We start from the raw sequence: 19318 nt of genomic DNA on the forward strand, positions 1-19318 counted from the left end.
GAAATAGTTGCAAGAAGTGTTCCTTAAAAAATAGAGCTTAAGAATTGTAAAACTTAAGTAGTGTTTAAAGTTTAATTAAATAAATTAAAATACTTTAATATCGGAGATACTAATGAAAACAATAATGTTTACACTTCTTTTTATGGGAATTAATTTATTTGCAATATCAGATCAAGCAAAAATAGATATTCTAAAAATTAAGCTTGTTGAACAGCAAAAAAAAGCTGATTATAAAGGGATAGTAAATTCAATTAAAGAATGGAAAAAAATAGATCAAAATATTCCAACTTCATTAATTTATTGGGAAGGAAAATCTTATTATCAGATTAAAAACTATATTAGTTCTTATACTGCTTTAGAAAAATATATCAATAAAGCTGGAAATGAAGGAAGGTTTTACCAAGATGCTTTAAAACTTTATTTAGAAGTTGAACCAAAATATAAACTTGAATTAGAAAAAGAGAAAAAAAGATTAGAGTTTCAAGGTAGAGTTGTTTCTTTTAAAGATACGGGATTAATGTGGCAAGATGATTATGATACTATTTCAAAAACTATGACTTCGTACAGTGCAGTAAGTTATTGTAAAAATTTAAAATTAAATGGATATTCTGATTGGAGAGTTCCAACAGCAAATGAATTTATGACTATTGTAAAACATAATAAAAAGCCAGCAATAGACTCTACATTTAAAGCTATTCAAACTTCTCCAAAGTATTACCCATATCAACATATATATGAAAAAAACAGTAAAAAAACATACTATATTTCAAACTATGATGGAAGAATTTCTTATAGCAGTAATTATAACTATAAAGTTTATACAAGATGTGTTAGAACTATAAATAAAAAGGATACATTATGATCAAAAATTTTCTTATAGCTTTAGGAATAGTATTATTTTTTGTGGGTTGTGGTGGATCAAGTTATGCCCCAAAGCCAATATATAAAGCAAAAGCAAATCCAGAAAAAATTTTTTTAGATAATGATACTGGTTTAATGTGGCGAGATGATAAACGACCACCTTTTTATTCTGGAACATTAAAAGGAACAAAGCCTTATTGTGAAAATTTAACACTAAATAATTTTAGTGATTGGAGAATCCCTACAATACAAGAGTTAGTTACTCTAATTGACTACAATAAAAATACTACTTATGTAAAAGGGTATAGAAATAGTTATAGAACAATGATTAAGTCATCTTTTAAAGGATTACAGATTTTACCTACAGATAAAGATAACTTTATGTCTTCAACATTAGATGCAAATGAAAAATATTTAGGTTTATCTTACAGATATGGAACTATATATTCATATAATCCTAAAAAATCAAAACAAAGTAGAATTATTTGTGTAAGAGGACAACAAAAAAGTGTTTACTAAAAAACTAATATTATTGAGTATTCTTAGTACAAGTATTTTATTTTCAAATGAATTTGATGATATTTTTGGAGATAAAAACACTACACCCAAAAAAGAGGTAAAAAAAACACAAAATGATGACTTCTTTGATGATTTAATTGGTGCAGAAAACTTTAATAAACAAAAAAAAAGATTTGACCAATTAATAAAAAAGGCTAAAAGCAAAGCAGATATAAATAGCTTTTCAAAAGCATATAAGTATTTAGATGATGCATATGCAATGAATTTTGATAATAAAAAAGTTTCAAGTGTTAGAAATAGCATTAGAACTAGTGAAAGAAGTTATAAAAAAAGACTAAGAAAAGAAAAACAAAGAAAAAGAATAGAAAGAGAAAGAAGAATTGCAAAACAAAAACAAGAAAAAATCAATCAACAAATAATATTGTCTACTCTAACTAATACTTTACAACAGCAACAAAAATTAAATCAACAAAATCAACAAAAATTAAATAAAATGATTCAAAATTCGTACAAAAACAATAGTTCAAAAACTAATACGTCTTATTATAAAAGTACTACTTCAAATACAAGTAAAACCTATCTGAAGAATAATTATCAAGAAAAGCTAAAGCAAAAAAAACTTGAGCAAAAAAAACTTGAGCAAAAAAGAGAAAAAGAAAAAAGAGCAAAGGATTTAGCAAAACAAAAACGTCAAGAAGAAATTAGAAAGAAAAAAGAAGAACAAGAAAGAGCTAAAAAAGAAAGAGAACTTAAGAAAAAACAAGAAGAACAAAGAAAACAAAGAGAAAAACAACAATATCTAGTAAAATTAAAAAATGGAATTAAACTTGCTGCTAAAAATTGTTATGGAGAACATCATGTTGGGGGAACAATACCAAAATATTCTCCAAGGCCAGTATCTTGTATTGATGTTTCTTTTAAAGCTACATGTAGAGGAGATTACACTCAAAAAACTTATGGTGTTATGACAAATATGATTAGCAATGTCGGTGGATGTTTTGGAGATACTAAGCAAGTAAAACCAAAACTTGGATGTAAAGCCCAAGATTATAGAGTGACAGTAACTAATGTTAATCCTTGTAAATAATGGATTAACATTTTATTAGAGAATTTAGTCAAATTTAATTTTCAGTTTTTTTACCCATATAAGTATTCTCCTTATTTATTACTTTTGTAATATAATATTACATTTAGAGAAATGGAGCTACATGAACTTTTTCACAAAATGGATTCTTTTACTGTTTTTTTTACTTACTTCTTTAAACTCTGAAACTTTAGAAAATGTATCTTTACGTTTACAGTGGAAACATCAATTTGAATTTGCAGGTTTTTATGTAGCTAAGGAACTTGGATATTATAAAGATATTGGACTTGACGTAGAACTTTTTGAATATGATGCAGATATTGACATTGCACAAGAGGTAATAAATGGTGAAAAAGAGTTTGGTATTTGGGGTAGTAGTGTAATAGAGCAAGCAATGAAAGGAAGGCCTTTAGTTTTATTGGCTAATTACTTTAAAAGATCCCCTTTAGCAATAATCACCCAAAGTGATATAATTTTACCTTCAGAATTAGCCGGTAAAAAACTAATGATTCCTAGGTCTGATTTTGATAGTGTAAATTATCATCAAATGTTTCAACTGTTTGGTTTAAATATAAATGATATTGAAATTATTCCCTCATCTTTTAACATCCAAGATTTTATAGATAAAAAAGTTGATGCTTACTCATCTTTTCTAACAAATGAACCTTATATTTTGAGAAAAGATGGGATTAGACACAATATCTTAGACCCAAACAATTATGGTATTGAGATGTATGATGTAAATCTATTTTCATCTAAAGAATTTGTTGAAAATAATCCCCAACTTGTAAAGAATTTTATTGAAGCTTCAAATAAAGGATGGGAATATGCCCTAAGCCATGAAGAAGAAGTTGTAGATTTAATTTTAGAAAAATACAACACTCAAAAAAAGAGTAAAGGACACCTTCTTTTTGAGGCACAAGAAACAAAAAAAATGATGCTTCCAAATATTTATCCAATAGGGAGTGTAGATTATAAAAAAGTAAAAAAAATGGGAGACTTTTTTATTGAAAAGGGTATGACTAAACCTTTTTATGAATACCAATCTATCTTGTTTCAAAAAATAGAAAATATAGCAGATTTAACAAAACAAGAGATAAATTATATTGAAAAAAATAAAGTTGTACCTATATCTGTAATGCAAGATTTTTCACCATTTTCTTTTGAAAGAAATGGAGTTTATCAAGGTTTCGTAGATGATATATTATCTTTAATAGAAGGGAAAACAGGTTTAAAATTTAAAAGAGTTATAGGACAATGGGTTCCTAATCTTCAACGTTTTAAAGCCAAAGAAACAAAAATCATTGCTGATATTTCACACAAAAAAGAAAGAGAAGAGTTCACTTTATTTACAAAACCTTATTATGAGATACCAACATTAATTTTTATACGTGATGACTTTGGTGAATACAAAGGATTAGAAAGTTTTAAAGGTAAAAAAGTTGGTGTTCAAAAAAGTATTTTCTATGCTAAGGAAGTGGGAGAGATGGATGGAATTACCTTAGTTGAGAATGAGAGTATTGAAGAGATGGCAAAAGCATTAAGTTATGGAAAAATTGATATTGCCATAATGAATCTTTTAACAATGAACTATTACATAAAGAAAAATGCATTATCAAATATCAAAGCAATTGATGAATTGAATTTAAAAACTGTAAATCGTGAAGATTTAAGATTTGGTGTAAATACTGATCAACCTTTACTATATAGTATTATGCAAAAAGGCTTAGAAGCAATAGAGCCTCAAGAGTGGAGAAATTTAACAAATAAATGGATTGGCTTAAACGCTAAAGGATTAATACAACCAAGAAAAGAAACCCCAACATATAATAACAGCCTTTTAACTACAAAAGAGAAAGAATATTTAAACAAAAAAGATGAATTAAAAATATGCGTATCTCCTAACTGGATGCCCTTTGAAGCAATAGATGAAAATAATAAACATATTGGAATGGGCTCAGATATTAAGGAATTAATTTCTAAAAAAATTTCCAAAAAGATATCATTAGTTAAGACAAACTCATGGGAAGAATCATTAGAATCTGTTAAAAACAAAAAATGTGAGATTTTATCTTTATCTAAAAAAACTAAAGCTAGGTCAGAATATTTAAACTTTACTAATCCAATTTATAATATTCCTTATGTAATTGTTACTAAAAAAGATAAATTTTTTATTGATAGTTTTGAGGAGATAAAGGACAATAAGTTTGCAGTTATAAGAAGTTCTGCAGTGGAAGAAGAGATAAAAGAGTTCTACCCAAACACTCAAATAATACAAATTAAATCAATAGATGAGGGTTTAAAACTAGTTCAAGAGGATAAAGTTTATGGTTATATAGATTCAACATCTTCTATTGGTTATGCCATTGATAAAAATGAGATGTATAATCTAAAAATTATTGGAAAACTTCCCATTGATTACAATTTATCTTATGGAACTATAAAAACAGAAAAAGAGCTTTTTAGTATTATTCAAAAAGCAATTACAAGTATTAGCAAAGAAAACAAAGATCGTATTTTTAGAAAATGGATAGCTGTAGAACAACAAAAAGTCACTGACTATACACTTGTATGGAAAGTTATTTTTATAGCTACTTTTTTTATTCTTTTAATTGTTTATTGGAATATAAAAATATACAAAGCTAAACAAGAGATTGAAAAAACTAATACCTTGTTAAAAAAAGCTCAAAAAGAGATTGAAGATAAAAATATCGCACTTGAAAAACTAGCAATTACAGATAAACTTACAGGTGTTTATAACAGAACAAAACTAGATGAAATTTTATTAGATGAAATAACTAGATGTAGAAGGTTTGAATGTAGTTTTGGATTTTGTATCTTAGATATAGATTATTTTAAATCAACAAATGATAATTTTGGACATTTAGTAGGAGATGAAATTTTAATCTCTTTTGCAAATTTACTTAAAAACTCTGTTAGGGAAACTGACTATGTTGGAAGATGGGGTGGTGAAGAGTTTGTAATAATTGTTCCAAGAACAAATAAAGAAAATCTAACAGCTTTTGCCCAGAAACTAAGAGTAAAAATTGAAGAGTTTAATTTTGGGAAAGTCGGTAAAAAGACTGCAAGTTTTGGGATTACTGTAACAACAGAAGATGATGGAATTGAAACCATAATAAAACGTGCTGATGATGCTTTATACCAAGCTAAAAAAAGTGGAAGAAATAAGGTGTGTTTTTTTTAAAGTGCATCTACATTTAAGAAGATACACTTATTTTCAAAATTTTCTTTTTATATACATCCATACGCCAGTTACACAAAGTAAGCCTAATGCCAAACTTGATAGAAACATCAAGGTTTGTCCAATCACACCAAAATATTCACCAGTATGCAAAGGATAAATACTTTTTGTTAGTTGTTTATTAAAAGGAAGAGTTGAAAACTGTTCATGTTTTAATACTATTTGATTCTTTATATCAATTGAAATACTATTTCTAGCTCTATTGTGAATAGGATTATTTTTTATATATCTCAAGGTATAAATATCATTTTTATTTTCTATCAAACTAATTCTTGCATTATCATAATTTGATATATTTTTTTTAAATAAGTTAATAGCAGTTTGTATATCGTTAAAACTACTTGTATTTGAAATATCCTGTTTAAATCTTTTTTTTATAGTTTTTTCAACACCTAATAAAGCAAATAAATTTTCTTTAAAATAAGGATATGACCAAGTAAGTCCAGTAATGCTAGCCAATAATAAAAAGGGAATAATCCACATTCCAACTGAGCTATGCATAGTTGATAACAATTTTCTATTTTTTGATTTAAAACTAAACGTAATACTTTTTATGAAAGATTTTTTCAACCTATCCCAATATATTACTATTCCACTTACAATTAAAATGAGTAGACATACAACAGATGCTCCAACTATTTGTTTCCCAATTTTTCCTGCGATTAAACCTCTGTGAATCAATTCAATAAATTTAAAAGTCTCTTTCCCTTTTACAAAAGGAAGTATTTCCATATTATATGGATTTACATAATAGTTTTTTCCTTTAAAAGCTGCTTTTCCTTTTGCACCTTTTATAGCAACATTTATTATATAAGAAGATTTTGGGTCATTAAAAAAGGATAAGGCTTTTATTTTTTCACTTGGAAATTTTTCTTGAAACTTTTCAAGTATTTGTTTTTCTGTTAATTTATTTTCTTCTACTGTTACAACAAAACTATCTTTATTTATTAAATAAATAATCTCTTTTTGAAAAGATAAGATTGCCCCTGTTATTGCAACAGTAAATAAAATTACTGCTGCAATTAAACCTAAATATAAATGGATTTTAAACCAGACTTTTTTATACATTCAAATCCTTTTCAAAAACTTTTTTTAACACTTAAAATTAGTTTTCTAGGTTCTCCTGAATAAATTCTATAATCATTTGTCCCTGATTCATAATAAACTTTATCTGCTAAATTTTCAATGTTTAAATTAAATTCCCAGTCTCTTTTTTCGTAACTTAATCCTAAATCATATCTAGTGTATGATGGAAGCTTCACCCTTTTACTTTCAGATGAACTAGTATAAATAGAATCTCTAAAAACCACTCCTGATGTTATACTAAATGTCCCATTATAAATTTTTGTTGGGAAGTTATATCTAGTAAATAATTGTGCAGTATTTTTTGATGTACTTTTTGGTTGATTACCTATGTTAGACCCTGTAGTGTATTCTGCTTTATTATATGCGTATCCAAAAGACAATTGCCAGTTTTTAGTAGGTAACCATTGAACTTCTGCCTCAAACCCTTTTGATTCTATTTCTCCTATTGTTTCATAAAAGCTTTGTCCTGAAACTTTTTCAGATACATTTTCTTTTAAAATTTTATAAACAGAAAAATGTGAATTTAGATTTTCTGAAAAATTTAGTTTTGTTCCTAATTCAATTTGATTTGATTTTTCTGTTTCTAATCCTTGACCATTAATATCAAATCTCTCAGCAGTTATTGGGTTATAACTTTGTGCAATATTTCCATAAAGAGAAATTATACTATTTAGATTATAGATTAATCCAAGTGAACCAGTTACATTACTAGAATATGTTGTTGAATCATCATTACAAGAGCCACTTTTACAAATAAAGTCAATTTTTGTTCTATCAAATCTCGTAGCACCTACAAGTGTTAAGTTTTCATTTAAAGATAAACTATCTTGTAGGTAAAGGCCTGAACTATAATATTCTGTTAGCCTTCTATTCCCTGAATTTGAAGCTGCAGTTCCCCCTAAAACTGGATTATAAATACTAAGATCTGGTGAAACATTATTACTGCTTCCATGAATAATTCTATCATAATCAGTTTTTCTATATGTTCCAGAAACTCCACTTAATAAACTGTTTTCTAAACCTAATACTTTGGTATCATAAGTTAATGTTGCATCAAAACTGTGCCAATCTCTTTTATTATACTGATGTCTATTTCTTCTACTAATAGTTTCAGATGTAGAGTCTACTGAAGTTTGTTCATATAATTTTCTTTCATCATTATGAATTACACTTCTCCATGAAAACTTTGAGTATAAATTATCATTAAAAAAATGATCCAAACTCAAATCAAGTGAAAGACCTTCATCGTTATCAAAATCACTCTCTTCTTGATAAACAGTATTTATAGGTGCTGCAGTAGAGATATCGTGATTAATTACAGCTAATCCATTATCTGCACTACCATTTTCTTTACCATATTCCATCGAAACCAATAAAGATGTTTCATCATTTACATTCCATAATAAACTAGGATACACATATATATTTTGAAAATCTACTTTGTCTCTATAAGAGTTTAGATTTTCATATACAGTAACAAATCTGTAATATAAGTTTTCACTTAGAGGAATATTTGCATCAAAACTTGTACTTATTCCATTATCTTCTCCCAAAGAAGATACACCAGACATATATGTTTGAAATGATGTTTCAATAGAATAAGATTCTTCACCATAAGGTTTTTTAGTAATTATGTTTACCATACCACCTGGTTCCATTGAACCATATAATACAGAGCTTGGTCCCTTTACAATTTCGATTTTTTCAACATTTGATGATGATGGTGAACCCATTCTACTAATAGAACCTGACATTCCATTTACTTTTAAATTCTCCAGACTTGTTTCAAATCCTCTAATCATAATTGCATCGGCATTTTTTCCAACCTTTGTTACACCAGTTGTATAATCATATGTATCTTCTATTCTTTGTGCTTGTATGTCATTTATTAAATTCTCTTTAATAACTAAGATACTACTTGGTGTTTTGTTATCACTCTTTTCACTTTTTGTACTACTTGTTGAAAGATTCTCAAAATAAGACTCTTGTTCCTCTGTTACATAAACCTCATCTAACTTTTCACCATGAAGTAAAATCTGACTACTTAATAAAGAAAATAGGATTATTGCTTTCTTGTTCATTATCATCCTTTGTACAATTTTTTAGAATCTATAAGAGATTTGGAATTTAAAGTTTCTTCCAACTTCATAAGATTTGTCTGATGATGTTCCATGAGCAAGAAATGCACTATGTCTAACATACGATTTATCAAAAATATTTCCAATACCAAAATTAAATGTAGTGTTTTTTATACTATTTGGCTTATAAGTAAAGTTAACATCATGAACGGCATAGCCCTTTCTTGAATAAAACCTTTGCCCTATTGCTCCCCTTCGTGAGCTACCATTAAATGAAGTGTAATTATTTCCAGGAACAAATTGAGCATTATAATTTACCTTAAGTTCATTTGTTAATTTGTAGTTTGCTCCTACTTTAAACACATGTATTTTTGCAGTTTTGGGGTCATAACTAATCCCTGTTGCTAAATCTTTTTGACTTCCATCTGTATAAGTATGACTTGCATTAAGTCCCAGTTTTCCTTTTTGGTAAGAAAACATTGTTTCTGTTCCCCAAATTACTACGTCACTTTGACTCTCTAAAGCACTATTTCTAGCAAGAGTAGAATAGTTATCTACATTATATCTATATACATTGAAGCCCATAATAGCATCATCTGCATTTAAAGTATTTGTCAATGAATAATCAAATCCAAGTTCAAAGTTATTACCTATTTGAGCTTTAGTATCAGCTGATTGTACTGCAGTTGAAGATAATAGCATCGTTTCACTAAGTGCTGGACCTTTAAAAATGTGACCATAAGCAGCTCTTAAAGATAAGTTATCAGTAGCTTGATATTTTAGTTTCATTTTAGGAGATAGATGATTAAATGTTCCATCATAAATACCACCTAATTTATAGTGATCATATCTTGCACCTAAAGTTAAAGTTAATTTATCAAAAGCCATCTCATCTTCAAGATATAAACCATAATTATCAGTTTCTCCACCATCAAAATTTAAATCTTCTGTAGATGAATCAGAATAAACTCTTAATGAGTCTGCTTTTTTCTCTTGTTCTTCATGGGTATAATCAGTTCCATATGTTAGTTTATGAATTCCAAGTAATGAACTATTTCTAAAATCATACCCCACAGAACTATTTATATCTTCCCTTTCAGGCTCTTCATATGTAAGTCCTGAAGTAGTATCGGTGCCTGTTGTTGCTTCCCTTGTAAGGTATTGTTTATTAGTGTAAACTTTTGCTTCGAAATTTACAAACTCACTATCAGGAGTATAGTTATATTTTAATGTAAGTGTATCCCTTGAAATTGAATTATAATCGTTATCATTAATATCCGTACCAATTTTTTCACCAGTTATTTGTCTATTCCCACCATCTTTATATTTATTAAATGATAGTTTAAAACTATTATAATCATTTGGTTTAAAAACAAATTTTGCCAAACCACTTTCTAATTTACTCTCTTTTGAATTTACTTTTTCACCATTTCCAAGTCTTAGTGTACCATCTTCAGCAATTGTACCAATTCCTACAAATTCAATTTTTTCATTTACCTTACCAAATACTGCAACTGTACCACTTTTTCTTTCATATCCTGACTGATATCCTAAAGTAACCTTCCCTCCAAGTTTTTCACCCTCTTTTAAAAAGTCACTTGGGTCTTTTGTTTCATAAACAAATGAACCATTTATAACACCACTTCCACTAAGTGCAGAGTTTGGTCCAAGTTCTACAGATGTAATTTTTAAAAGTGAGGCATCAATTGTTTGATCACCTGAATGGTGAAATAGTTGCCCACCAAGTTTTGCTCCATCAACTGTTATATTTCCATACTTATCTTCTAAACCTCTTACATAAACCCTTTGTCCATATCGAGCATTTCCATCTACTATAACACTTGGAAGTGACTTTAAAATATCTTTTACATCACTTGCTTGTTCCTCTTCAAGTTGTTTTGAAGATACTGATTTTACTTGTGCGTTAAATGCTGAAGTAACAACCTCTAAATCTTCTAATTGTGTATTATCTGCAAATAGTGAAACTTGCGCAATTAAAAGTGCAGCAGTTAATTTTGATAATTTAATATCCATATTTATCCTTATATTTATATTGTTTATATTTTTGCTGGCTAGTTAAGATTGGCTGGCTAGTTTTTTATTTAGTTAAAATTAGTTTATTTGACTTTGTAATTCGTAGATAATATTCTTGTCCATCATGAATAATTACCACTGTATTTTTATCTTTAAAGATATCTTTGCTATCAATATTTTTACCCATTTTTCTCCGATATTAAATAAACTTAAATCAAAAGTCAACGGAATATTAACAAAAAATTCTTAATTTTATATTAACAATGATAATGATTATCGTAAATATTATAGATTTTGTTATAATTAAGATAACTATTATCAATATTGATATAGAATTCCAAAATGTTAAATAAATTTTTAATGGTTACATCAGCATTTTTTATTTTGTTTGTCCATTTTACTTTATTTGCATCTACAGAAAGGAGAATAGAAAAAGTTGTAGTTACACAACCTCAAATAGTACAAAAAATCTCATTGCATAAAGTGATTCTTAAAAAACCTGAGGTAAAAAAAGTAGAGCAAAAAAAAGAAGTAAAAAAAGTTGTGAAACAAAAAGTTCTTAAGAAAGTTGTAAAAAAAACAAAAAAGAAAATTGTAAAAAAAGAGATAAAGAAGAAAAAGAAAAAGACTGTTGAAAAAGTTGTAAAAAAGACAACTCCAAAAGTTCAACCACAAGTTACTAAAAAAATTACAAAACCTAAAAAGATTGAAAAGATGGTTTCAGTTGAAGAGATTAATGTTATTAAAAATAAGTATTTAAATAGATTAAGAAATTTAATAGAAGATAAAAAAATCTATCCAAAAAATGCAAAAAGACTAAAACAACAAGGAAGAGTTATTGTCTCATTCCTAATAACAAAAGAGGGAACTTTTAGAAATATCTCTTTAAAAGATAGTTCAAAATATAAAAAATTAAATAAAGCAGCCCTTGAACTTTTAAACAATATTTCAAGGTTTGAACCAATTCCCGATGAATTGGAAAAAAATAAATGGGTAATAGAGATACCAATAAGTTATAAAATTTTAAGAGCATAGGAGAAATATGTTAATTAGCTTAATTAATAACGTAAATGAATTAAATTTGATAGATTACATCAATAGAGGTGGAACAATTGTTTATATCCTGATTGGATTAAATGTTATTGGATTTTCTATTATGTTATGGAAGTTTTTAGTAATAATGATAGCAAAGTTAAGAAAAGAAGCAACTGCCAAAAAGATAATAAAACAGTTAGAAAACAATGACAAAAGATATGAAGAAAAAACTATTCAAAATGCTTTAAATAAATATCTTAGTGGTCTTGAAAGTGGATTAAATACTGTAAAAATAATTGCTTCAATTTCACCTTTGTTAGGATTACTTGGAACTGTAGTTGGAGTGTTAAACTCTTTTGATGCCATTTCTAAATCTGGACTTGGGGATCCTTCTATTTTCTCAACAGGTATCTCAGTTGCACTTATCACAACAGTTGCTGGTTTAATTGTTTCAATCCCCCATTATATTGGATATAACTACTTAGTTGGGTTTATTGATAATATTGAGCATAAAATTGAAGAGAGAGTTATTTCAAAATTATGAGAAAAAAAAGAGAATCAATCACCCCTGATTTAACCCCTTTAATTGATGTTGTATTTATTTTGTTGATTTTTTTTATCGTATCTTCTGTTTTTAAAAAAGAGGAACTTGCCCTAGTTTTAGATTTACCAAGTTCCCAAGCCCAAGCTTTAGAGATAAAAGAAAAAGAGATTTTCATAGAACTAAGTAGTGATAAATTAGCTTTATTTGGAAAAGAAATATCTTTAGAAGATTTTGATAAACAGTTATCTAAAATAGATAATAAAAAAAGAACCATAATAGTTAGAATAGATAAAAATGTAGAGTATCAAAGAGTTGTAAAAATACTTGATACTCTACAAAAATATGATTTAAATAATCTATCTTTAGTTACAAAAAAAGATTAATTAAAGATGGGTTGGGGGGTGTTCCTAATAACTTCTTTTTTTAATTCATTGAATCTTTTCTGAAGTAACTTAATATCTAGTTTTTCATTTTCTTTCATTTTTAATACTCATTAATAAGTTTAACGGCAATTGATGAGATATGTTGTTTATCAACTTCTCCATATTTCATTTTAAACAGTTTTAATATAGGACATACCATTTTATGATTTACATCTTGTCCCGAACTTCTCAACATCTTTCTTATTTCCCTTTTTATCATTAATTCTGACATCTCTTCTCCTTTTTGATAATAGATATCAAAATATTATCGACTTAAAACTTAATATATACTAATTTTGATAACTATTATTGATATAATTAGAGAGATTATGAAGAAAAGTTAAAAAAGATTAAAACTATTTTCTACTTCCGACATTTGACATTAATAAAGATAGCCATTTAGTTGATTTATCTGAATCAAAGGCTATTTTTAATGTCATAGTAATTGGAACAGCTAAGAACATTCCTACAAGTCCTAAAACCCATCCCCATAAAATAAGTGAAAAGAAAATTACCATTGGTGAAAGACCTAACTCTTTTCCCATAAATTTTGGTTCTATAATATTGCTAATACCCACATTGATACATACATATAAAACAATTAAAATTAAAGTAGTATTTATGTCCCCACCAACTAAAGATAACAAAATAGCTGGTATTGCTGCAATAATTGAACCAACAACAGGAATAAAGTTAAAAAGCATCGCAATAACACCCCATAAAATTGGATATTCAATATCAAAGTAGATTAAAACTACAGTTACAAGAAATCCAGTAAAGAAACTTGTTCCAGTTTTAACAGAGAAATATTTTTGAATATTTGATGAAAAAAGTTTAAAATGTTCTAGTTTTTTTCTATCTTTATCATAAATTACTTTTAATTTTTTTTCAAAAGATTTAGCTTCTGCCAAAATAAAAGCAATCCCAATAATAATCAGTAAAAATTTAGAAAGAAAAGTTCCTATACTACCAATTAAATTTGTTGTAATACCAAAAAAAGAATTAAGATTTAAAGCATCTAAAATAGTATTTTTATCAATCTCATAACCGTAGTTTTCAGCAAAAGCAATCCCTTTTACAACTAATGCTTGTAGCTGTTTTTCATATTGGGGTAAATTTGATATAAAATCTTTTAAAGAAATATTTAAAACATATCCTAAAAGAATAGTAAGTAATACAAATCCACCTACTACAAAAAGGTAAGCTATTAGCTTTGGTATATGTTTTTTTTCTAGGAAAATGATAAATGTTGAGATAATTGAAGCTATGAAAATTGCTAAAAAAAGAATAATAACTATTTCTGCTGCAGCTTTTATCCCTGCAATAATTAAAACTAAACTTGCAAAATAGAAAAAATAGTTTTTTACACTAGTAACTTCCAAGGTCTTCCTTTTAAAAGAATAATTATAACGAGATTCTTTTAAAGAAAGTATTTATGGTTAAAGGCTTATTTCCAAGGTTCTGGATTAGCAACTATTTTAAAAACTCTATTATTTACTGCATCTGAAACATCTTTTGCTAAATTAATCAATCCCTTATATGCTCCATAACTAACTTTCTTCTCTTGGTTAACATCTACAAAAGAAACTTTTTTCTTAATAGCAGTATATAAACTTCTACCACCTGCTAATAAAATATCAACATTATGCTCATCAATTAACTTTGCTTGTTGGGTTCCTGGATCTGTCATTAAAATATCAACATATTTTGCACAAATCTCTTTATCTTCTAAAGTCGCTTTTTTTACACTTGTTGCAACAACTTCAATACCAATATCTTGTAAAGCTGAAGCAATAGACCAAGTTTTATTTCCACCTGTATTTAAAATAGCTTTTTTCCCTTCAAGTATTTTTCTATAAGGGATTAATGCTTCTTCCAATTTTGCTTCTTCTTGGGCAATTACTTTTTCTGCTTTTTTAGATAACTCTTCATTACCAAAGGCATTCACAATACTTCTAATTGCATTTGTAGTATCCCTTTTCCCATAAAAAGAGATAGATATATATGGAATTTCATATTTCTCTTGCATTTTTCTTGTTAAACTAATTAATGATTTAGCACAAACAATAACATTCAATTTAGCAGTGTGTGCCATTTGGATATTTTCAATTCTTCCATCACCAGCTAATGTTGAAACAATTTTGATACCTATTTTTTCCAAAATTGGAGTATATTGCCACATATCTCCTGTTACATTATATTCACCTATTAAATTTATACCAAAGGGATGTATCTCTTCAGGCTCTTTTGTTCCTATAAGTTGATGAAGTACAGATTCTCCACCAAGTCTTGAACCTAAGTTTTTACCTCCAACAAAACCTGGTGAGTGAATAACTACAATAGGTATACCGTGTTTTGTTTCCATTCTATTACAAACATTATCTATATCATCACCTATCATAGAAGTAACGCAGGTTTCATATACAAAAATTCCTTTAGGATTTTTATGCTCGACAATATAATCAATTGAATCTTCAAGTTTTTTATCTCCACCAAAAATTACATCATTTGTACTAACATCTGTTGTATATCCAGTAAGGGTATTATTCTCCCCTTTATGGGAAGTTAAAGTTTGTCTAGTTTCCCAAGATGCTCCAATACATGTTGAGGGAGAGTGAACAAGGTGAATAACATCAGCATATGGAAATAATGCAATTTGAGCACCCTCAAAGGCACAACCACCAGAAGTTGCCCCTGGTTTTGGTTTGTCACATGAAGATTTTTTAGTCTTATTGTGTGAACATGCAGTCTCACTTAATAGTTCTCTAATTAGTTTTTTATTTACCATTGTCTACTCCTTACAGAAGGTTCCCCCTTCTGTAAGGAAACCAATATTGAAAACTTCTTTAACTGGAAATAAATTCCAGTTAAAGAAGCAAATTCTAAAGGGAGTAACGAGTTACTCCTTCAGCTAGTTTTTTATTCCTTAACATATGCAATTTCTATTCCCTTTATGTGTTTTTATAAATTACGGAACAGTTTTTGCATATAACTTTATTAGATAATTGCTTAGGAGAAGAAAATGTTAGCAATACCACTTAGTAAAAGTAGTTCTACAACTATTTCAGATTTATATGGGAATGCACCTTTTTTTGCATTTTTAAATACTTTAACTGGAGAAATGACAGTTGAAAAAAATGATGGATGTGGAAGCGGGTCTGATACAGCAATGTTTGTAAAAAAAAGTGGTGCTACTAGTACTATTTTTTATCATATGGGAGAAGGTGTGTTTAATACTCTTTATAAAGAACAAGTAAAAGTATTCACTTCAAAAAAGAGCTTTTTTTCAATTGACGAAATTTACCAAAAGTTTTTAAATGAAGAAACAATTGCTGTAACTAAAGATAATTCAAAAACATTACTTGATTCAGGTAGTGCAAGTTGCACATGTGGTTCTAAGGAGTAAAATATGTCAGTAGTTATTACAGATGAATGTATCAGTTGTGATTCATGTGTTGATGAATGCCCTGCTACGGCAATTGTAAGTGCAGATGATTCACCCATTGAAGATACAGAATACGTATATGTAAAACCTGAAAAGTGTATAGAGTGTGTGGATTGCTCTGTACCAAAATGTTTTGACGTTTGTCCTACACCAGGAGCAATAGCTTGGGATATGCCGTATACTCAAGAGTATAATGACTACTATTTAAGTGGTCATGAGGAAGGAACTTATAAAATCAGAGTTCATAAGAAAAAAGGCATTTTCTCTCCTGAAAATCAACCAAGACCTTTTAGAGAGCTTATTAGTATGGAAGATAGACTAGAACATAAACCATTAGAATTTTAGGAAATATTTTGGAAAAAGATTTAAAATATTATGCATCTTTAGATTATCCCTTTGAGTGTTATAGTGGGGAGAATGAACTTGGTGATGCATTTTTAGTTGAATTTTTAGATTTTGATATAAAAGCAGCAAGTGAAGATTACGAAGAAGCAGTCGAACTTGCCCATAAGTTTTTAATAGAACATATATATAAACAGCTGGAGATGGGGAAAGAACTTCCAAATCCAGGAGAAGGAAGAAATTTTATGAGACATAAAGAAGCATTAGCTGCATACAAAAGTAGAGATTTTGAAACAGCACTTTCTATTTGGAAAGAGGAAGCAAAAACAAAAAGTGATAGAGCAATGGCAAACATTGGATTGATGTATCTAAAAGGTGAAGGTGTTGAAAAAGATTATGCAAAAGCAAAAGAGTGGTTTGAAGAAGCAAGCAAATATGATAATGACTCAGCAAATTTCAACTTAGCTTTAATGTATCAAACAAAAATTGGGGTAGAAGAAGATTTAGATAAAGCTATCGAATACTTTAGAAGAGCCGTATCTAAAAACCATACACAAGCTTGTTTTAGATTAGCTTTAATTTTACTACAAGATAGAACACAAATTGATTTAGTTAAAGAAGGCTTTGATTGTATGTTAAAGGCTGCACAAAATGGCCATGCCATGGCAAATGTACAATTAACAGGAATGGATAAACCCTTAAATGATTCTTGTGAGTTAAATACTGATTTTAGAGCGCAAACTAAGCAAAAACAATTAGAGATTATAAATGATGCCTTAGATAGATTTATCAGACCAATACTTCTAAAAGATGGTGGAAATATTATCTTAATTGACTATATAAGTGAACCAGAAGTTGAGATTAGATTAGCTTATCAAGGTGCGTGTGTTGGATGTTCCATTGCAAGTACTGGAACATATACAATGATTGCAGACACTATGCAAAAAATTATTGATGAAAGAGTTAGGATATTTATATTATGAGAATTGCATTTGCTTCAAAAGATAATATTCACGTTAATCAACATTTTGGTTGGTGTAAAGAGTTTTATATTTATGAAATTCATGGTGATGAATATACATTTGTTAAATCTATTGATTCTTCACTTGAAATCGATGATGAAATTGAGAAACTTACATATAAGATTGAGTGTTTAGAAGATAGTGATATTTTATATGTTCAGCAAATAGGACCAAAAGCTTCTATGATGGTAAAAAGATGTCAAATTTTTCCTATGCAAGCAAGCCGTGAAAATGAAAAAATTGAAGATGTTCTAAGCTCTTTGATTAAGATGCAAGAAAATCCTCCAATTTGGATGAGAAGATTAATAGCAAAATAAAAAAATGGATGAATTATGGATACAAATAAGCCAATAGAAATTGCACCAGATATATATTTTATTGGTGCCTTTGACCCTGATATTAGAACTTTTGATATTATTATGAAAACAGCAAATGGTTCATCTTATAATGCTTATTTAATAAAAACTGATGAAGGTGTAATAATAGTTGACACTGTAAAAGTAGAGTTTCAAGCAGAATTTTTTAAAAAAATAGAAAGCTTATGTTCATATGATGAGATAAAATATGTAATTTTACACCATATGGAACCAGATCATGCTGGAGCAATTCCAGAACTTATGAACAGGGTAAATGATGATGTGAAAGTTTTAATTTCACCCCAAGCTACATCAATGTTAAAAGCAATTACCCATAGAGAAAATATTGATTTTGAAACTGTTTGGACAAACAAAAGTTTAAAACTTGGAAATAAAACAATTAGGTTTTTAACAACTCCTTATTTACATTGGCCTGAAACAATGAGTTCTTTTGTGGAAGAGGATTGTTTACTATTTTCAGGGGATGTTTTTGGAAGCCATTACCATGATAAAAGATTATTTGATGACCAAGTTAGTGATTTCTTTTATTCTTTTAAATATTATTATGATCATATAATGAGACCTTTTAAATCTTATGTTTTAAACGCTTTAAAGTTATATGATAAGTTAAGTATAGAGATGATTGCACCACTTCATGGACCAATTTTAAGACAAAAACCCTATAGATATATGGAATATTATAGAAATTGGAGTCAAAAAGATTATAAAGAGATAAGTCATGGAAATAAAATTTTATCAATCTTTTATATAACTAGCTATAAAAATACTAGAGATATGGCTGAAGCAATTTTTGATGGAGCTGAAAGTGTTGAAGGGATTATAGCAAATGTGTATGATTTAACTTCCCTTGAGGAATCAAATATGATAAATATATTAGAAGAAAGTGATGGGATTTTAATAGGAACTCCAACAATTAATTCAGATGCTCCAAAACCGGTTTGGGATTTACTCTCTTGTATGATGTACCTTGAAAAAAGAGGTAAAACTGGTGGTGCCTTTGGCTCATATGGTTGGAGTGGTGAAGCTGTTGATATGATTAACCATAGACTAAAATCCTTGAGTTTTAGAGTACCGCCAATGGAATCTATGAAAATAAAATTAATCCCTACAAAAGAGGAGCTAAACCAATGCTATAATTATGGTGTAGAATTCGGCGAAATTTTAAATGGTAAGATGATTGAGATTACTATGAATTAATTGGTGATGG

General features: G+C 28.1%; 19 protein-coding genes. 12 read left to right on the forward strand and 7 right to left on the reverse strand.

The window, feature by feature from the left end; translation table 11 throughout:
- Positions 1–112 precede the first annotated feature (112 nt).
- The 4 genes from AC2TY9_RS02840 (at position 113) to AC2TY9_RS02855 (ending at position 5669) form a co-directional block, all read left to right on the forward strand.
- On the forward strand, positions 113–862 hold the full coding sequence (locus AC2TY9_RS02840; protein WP_489779413.1) for an Lcl C-terminal domain-containing protein: 750 nt from the start codon (positions 113–115) through the stop codon (positions 860–862).
- Complete coding sequence (locus AC2TY9_RS02845; protein WP_489779415.1) at positions 859–1380, forward strand: Lcl C-terminal domain-containing protein; 522 nt, start codon at positions 859–861, stop codon at positions 1378–1380. Before AC2TY9_RS02840 ends, AC2TY9_RS02845 begins: the two co-directional genes overlap by 4 nt.
- On the forward strand, positions 1370–2467 hold the full coding sequence (locus tag AC2TY9_RS02850; RefSeq protein ID WP_489779417.1) for a hypothetical protein: 1098 nt from the start codon (positions 1370–1372) through the stop codon (positions 2465–2467). The genes AC2TY9_RS02845 and AC2TY9_RS02850 overlap by 11 nt, the downstream gene beginning before the upstream one ends.
- A gap of 121 nt (positions 2468–2588) precedes the next feature.
- Positions 2589–5669, forward strand: coding sequence for an ABC transporter substrate-binding protein (locus AC2TY9_RS02855; RefSeq protein ID WP_489779419.1), 3081 nt, complete (start codon positions 2589–2591; stop codon positions 5667–5669).
- A 33-nt stretch (positions 5670–5702) separates the two neighbouring features.
- On the opposite strand, the gene AC2TY9_RS02860 is transcribed toward AC2TY9_RS02855, so the two are convergent.
- From AC2TY9_RS02860 to hemP, 4 genes are all read right to left on the reverse strand, one after another.
- On the reverse strand, positions 5703–6794 hold the full coding sequence (locus AC2TY9_RS02860; protein WP_489779421.1) for a PepSY-associated TM helix domain-containing protein: 1092 nt from the start codon (positions 6792–6794) through the stop codon (positions 5703–5705).
- A gap of 11 nt (positions 6795–6805) precedes the next feature.
- Positions 6806–8893 carry a TonB-dependent siderophore receptor gene (locus AC2TY9_RS02865; RefSeq protein ID WP_489779423.1) on the reverse strand — a complete coding sequence of 696 codons (2088 nt, stop codon included), beginning with the start codon at positions 8891–8893 and terminating at the stop codon, positions 6806–6808.
- Positions 8894–8914: 21 nt separating this feature from the next.
- Entirely contained in the window at positions 8915–10924 is a 2010-nt protein-coding gene (locus AC2TY9_RS02870; protein ID WP_489779425.1) for a TonB-dependent receptor domain-containing protein, read from the reverse strand.
- 64 nt (positions 10925–10988) lie between these two features.
- The gene (gene hemP, locus AC2TY9_RS02875; RefSeq protein WP_489779427.1) at positions 10989–11111 is read right to left on the reverse strand and encodes a hemin uptake protein HemP; all 123 of its coding nucleotides are present in this window, start codon (positions 11109–11111) and stop codon (positions 10989–10991) included.
- 155 nt (positions 11112–11266) lie between these two features.
- Between hemP and AC2TY9_RS02880 the strand changes: the two genes are divergently transcribed.
- Genes AC2TY9_RS02880 through AC2TY9_RS02890 form a run of 3 tightly spaced genes read left to right on the forward strand, consistent with a single transcriptional unit; the run spans position 11267 to position 12886 of the window.
- The gene (locus AC2TY9_RS02880; protein ID WP_489779429.1) at positions 11267–11959 is read left to right on the forward strand and encodes an energy transducer TonB; all 693 of its coding nucleotides are present in this window, start codon (positions 11267–11269) and stop codon (positions 11957–11959) included.
- Positions 11960–11966: 7 nt separating this feature from the next.
- Positions 11967–12503, forward strand: coding sequence for a MotA/TolQ/ExbB proton channel family protein (locus tag AC2TY9_RS02885; RefSeq protein WP_489779431.1), 537 nt, complete (start codon positions 11967–11969; stop codon positions 12501–12503).
- Positions 12500–12886, forward strand: coding sequence for an ExbD/TolR family protein (locus tag AC2TY9_RS02890; protein WP_489779433.1), 387 nt, complete (start codon positions 12500–12502; stop codon positions 12884–12886). Before AC2TY9_RS02885 ends, AC2TY9_RS02890 begins: the two co-directional genes overlap by 4 nt.
- A 100-nt stretch (positions 12887–12986) precedes the next feature.
- On the opposite strand, the gene AC2TY9_RS02895 is transcribed toward AC2TY9_RS02890, so the two are convergent.
- From AC2TY9_RS02895 to AC2TY9_RS02905, 3 genes are all read right to left on the reverse strand, one after another.
- The gene (locus AC2TY9_RS02895) at positions 12987–13157 is read right to left on the reverse strand and encodes a hypothetical protein (protein ID WP_489779435.1); all 171 of its coding nucleotides are present in this window, start codon (positions 13155–13157) and stop codon (positions 12987–12989) included.
- Between the two features lie 124 nt (positions 13158–13281).
- Positions 13282–14307: an AI-2E family transporter gene (locus AC2TY9_RS02900; protein ID WP_489779436.1), complete on the reverse strand. Its 1026-nt coding sequence runs from the start codon at positions 14305–14307 to the stop codon at positions 13282–13284.
- A 65-nt stretch (positions 14308–14372) separates the two neighbouring features.
- Positions 14373–15713: a nitrogenase component 1 gene (locus tag AC2TY9_RS02905; RefSeq protein WP_489779437.1), complete on the reverse strand. Its 1341-nt coding sequence runs from the start codon at positions 15711–15713 to the stop codon at positions 14373–14375.
- A gap of 234 nt (positions 15714–15947) precedes the next feature.
- Here AC2TY9_RS02905 and AC2TY9_RS02910 point away from each other — a divergent pair, with 234 nt between their 5' ends.
- From AC2TY9_RS02910 to AC2TY9_RS02930, 5 genes are read left to right on the forward strand one after another with little or no spacing between them, the layout of a single operon-like run.
- Positions 15948–16331: a NifB/NifX family molybdenum-iron cluster-binding protein gene (locus AC2TY9_RS02910; RefSeq protein WP_489779438.1), complete on the forward strand. Its 384-nt coding sequence runs from the start codon at positions 15948–15950 to the stop codon at positions 16329–16331.
- A gap of 3 nt (positions 16332–16334) precedes the next feature.
- Positions 16335–16715, forward strand: coding sequence for a 4Fe-4S dicluster domain-containing protein (locus tag AC2TY9_RS02915; protein WP_489779439.1), 381 nt, complete (start codon positions 16335–16337; stop codon positions 16713–16715).
- Positions 16716–16723: 8 nt separating this feature from the next.
- Complete coding sequence (locus tag AC2TY9_RS02920) at positions 16724–17695, forward strand: NifU family protein (RefSeq protein WP_489779440.1); 972 nt, start codon at positions 16724–16726, stop codon at positions 17693–17695.
- Entirely contained in the window at positions 17692–18051 is a 360-nt protein-coding gene (locus tag AC2TY9_RS02925) for a NifB/NifX family molybdenum-iron cluster-binding protein (protein WP_489779441.1), read from the forward strand. The genes AC2TY9_RS02920 and AC2TY9_RS02925 overlap by 4 nt, the downstream gene beginning before the upstream one ends.
- Positions 18052–18066: 15 nt before the next feature.
- Positions 18067–19308, forward strand: coding sequence for an FprA family A-type flavoprotein (locus AC2TY9_RS02930; protein WP_489779442.1), 1242 nt, complete (start codon positions 18067–18069; stop codon positions 19306–19308).
- The last annotated feature ends 10 nt before the right edge of the window (positions 19309–19318 follow it).

The sequence above is a fragment of the Arcobacter sp. ISO1 genome (assembly GCF_058105185.1).